The following is a 2124-nucleotide window of genomic DNA, read 5'->3' on the forward strand; positions in this document are numbered from 1 at the left end:
GCACGGCGGCACCCCCTGCGGGTGCCGCCGTGCTCGCGTTCCACCCCCCGGCGCCGCCCGGGCCGGGGAGTGAGAGGATCAGCGGCGGAGCAGTCGCCAGCACAGTCGACCTCAGGAGCTTTTCGTGGCAGGTGCCGCCGGTCAGGAATACGACGTCGTCATCCTCGGGGGTGGCAGCGGGGGTTACGCCTGCGCGCTGCGCGCCGCCGAGCTGGGCCTGAAGGTGGCCCTCGTGGAGAAGGACCTGCTGGGCGGGACCTGCCTGCACCGGGGGTGCATCCCGACCAAGGCGCTCATCCACGCAGCGGAGGTCGCGGACGCGGCCCGCGACTCGGAGGCCGTGGGCGTCCGCGCGACCTTCGAGTCCATCGACATGGCCGGGGTCAACAAGTACAAGGACGGCGTCGTCGCCCGCCTGTACAAGGGCCTGCAGGGCCTGGTGAAGTCGCGCAAGGTCGAGCTGGTGGCCGGTGCGGGCCGCCTGGTGGCCAAGGACACCGTCGAGGTGGACGGCCGGCGCTACACCGGCAAGCACGTCGTGCTGGCCTCCGGCTCCTACTCCCGCAGCCTGCCCGGCCTGGAGATCGGCGGCCGGGTCATCACCAGCGAGCAGGCGCTGCAGCTGGACTCCGTGCCCGACCGCGTCGTCGTCCTCGGCGGCGGCGTCATCGGCGTCGAGTTCGCCAGTGTCTGGAAGTCCTTCGGCGCCGACGTGACGATCGTCGAGGCGCTGCCCCACCTGGTGCCGCTGGAGGACGAGGCCTCCAGCAAGGCGCTCGAGCGCGCCTTCCGCAAGCGCGGCATCGCGTTCTCCCTCGGCGTCCGCTTCAAGGGCGTCGAGCAGACCGACTCCGGCGTCGTGGTCTCCCTCGAGGACGGCAAGACGTTCGAGGCCGACCTCCTGCTCGTCGCCGTCGGCCGCGGCCCGAACACCGCGAACCTCGGTTACGAGGAGCAGGGCATCACGATGGACCGCGGCTTCGTCCTCACCGACGAGCGCCTGAGGACGAACGTCGAGGGCGTCCACGCCGTCGGCGACATCGTCCCGGGCCTGCAGCTGGCGCACCGCGGTTTCCAGCAGGGCATCTTCGTCGCCGAGGACATCGCCGGCCTGGAGCCCGCGGTCATCGACGAGACGGGCATCCCGAAGGTCACCTACTCCGACCCCGAGGTCGCCTCCGTCGGCCTCACCGAGGCCAAGGCCCGCGAGAAGTTCGGCGACGTCGAGGTCGTCGAGTACAACCTCGGCGGCAACGGCCGCAGCCAGATCATCGGCACCACCGGCTTCGTGAAGCTGGTGCGGCAGAAGGACGGCCCGGTCGTCGGCGTCCACATGGTCGGCGCCCGCATCGGCGAGCAGGTGGGCGAGGCGCAGCTCATCGTCAACTGGGAGGCCTTCCCCGAGGACGTCGCCGCCCTCGTGCACGCCCACCCCACCCAGAACGAGGCGCTGGGCGAGGCGCACCTGGCGCTGGCCGGCAAGCCGCTGCACTCGCACTCCTGACCGCCACCGCAACGCCGGCGTCCACGGACGCCGCACCACGTCCGTGAGGAGAACCGTAGAGATGTCGAACTCGGTGCAGATGCCCGCGCTCGGGGAGAGCGTCACCGAAGGCACCGTCACCCGCTGGCTGAAGTCGGTCGGCGACACCGTCGAGGTGGACGAGCCCCTGCTGGAGGTGTCCACCGACAAGGTCGACACCGAGATCCCCTCCCCCGTCGCCGGCACCCTGCTGGAGATCCTCGTCGGCGAGGACGAGACGGTGGAGGTGGGCGCGGACCTCGCCCGGGTCGGCGACCCCGCCGAGCAGGGGCAGTCGGCGCCGAGCGCCCCGGCCCAGGAGGCACCGGCCCCGCCGGCGCCCGAGCAGGCCCAGCAGGCTCCGGAGAGCGCGCAGGAACCCTCTCCGGAGGAACCCCCCGCCGCGGCGGCCGCGCCCAGCTCCGGTGGCGGGCAGGCCGTGCAGATGCCCGCGCTCGGCGAGAGCGTCACCGAGGGCACCGTCACCCGCTGGCTGAAGTCGGTCGGCGACACCGTCGAGGTGGACGAGCCCCTGCTGGAGGTGTCCACCGACAAGGTCGACACCGAGATCCCCTCCCCCGTCGCCGGCACCCTGCTGGAGA

General features: G+C 72.3%; 2 protein-coding genes. Both read left to right on the plus strand.

The window, feature by feature from the left end; all coding sequences use genetic code 11:
• Positions 1-124 precede the first annotated feature (124 nt).
• Entirely contained in the window at positions 125-1504 is a 1380-nt protein-coding gene (gene lpdA, locus GTQ99_RS22540) for a dihydrolipoyl dehydrogenase (RefSeq protein ID WP_166617908.1), read from the plus strand.
• A 61-nt stretch (positions 1505-1565) separates the two neighbouring features.
• Positions 1566-2124 (plus strand): biotin/lipoyl-containing protein (locus GTQ99_RS22545; RefSeq protein ID WP_338075201.1); only part of this gene is annotated, 559 nt, incomplete at its 3' end.

This window comes from Kineococcus vitellinus (assembly GCF_009906315.1).
In the GTDB taxonomy this organism is placed as follows: domain Bacteria; phylum Actinomycetota; class Actinomycetes; order Actinomycetales; family Kineococcaceae; genus Kineococcus; species Kineococcus vitellinus.